1 protein-coding gene is annotated in these 626 nt (G+C 57.2%); it reads left to right on the forward strand.

Translation table 11 applies throughout. From position 1 onward, the window contains the following. Positions 1-149 precede the first annotated feature (149 nt). The coding region (locus D1012_RS22035) for a pantoate--beta-alanine ligase (protein WP_233517245.1) at positions 150-626 on the forward strand (477 nt) is incomplete at its 3' end.

Here is a 626-nt window from a genome sequence, read left to right on the forward strand (position 1 = left end):
TTAAACGGGGCAACGGTGGAGGAGTGTATGGCTGAGATCGACAGGCTTCAGGAGGAATCTCTGGGGAAGTGAGGAATTTGATTGAAACTTACAGCCGGGTATGCTATGATAAAAATAATAGGTCACGGACGGGAAAGGATATGTATACTATGAGTGAACTGGACAATATGACAGCCGGAGAGGCCCAGGAGGAGAGGGTTTCCCGGAACTTCATCGAGCAGATCATCGACAGGGATCTGGCAGAAGGCGTGTATGACACGGTGCATACCCGTTTTCCGCCGGAACCTAACGGCTATCTGCACATCGGCCACATGACGCTGGTGCGCCAAGCGCGCGCCGCCTGCGATGTGACTGCCGTGTCGATCTTCGTTAATCCGACCCAGGTCGGTCCCAACGAGGACCTGTCGACCTATCCCCGGGACATGGCCGGCGATCTCGCCGAGCTGAAAGCCGAAGGCGTCGATTATGTCTTCACGCCGGAGGTGGCCGAAATCTACCGGGCCGGCGCCCACACCATCGTCGAAAACCCGGTTCTCTCGCGTATCCTCATCGGCAAGATCAGGCCCGGCCATTTCCGCGGCGTCAGCACGGTGGTGACGAAACTGTTCAACATCGTGCAGCCGGAC

This window comes from Pseudotabrizicola alkalilacus (assembly GCF_003443995.1).
GTDB classification, from domain to species: domain Bacteria; phylum Pseudomonadota; class Alphaproteobacteria; order Rhodobacterales; family Rhodobacteraceae; genus Pseudotabrizicola; species Pseudotabrizicola alkalilacus.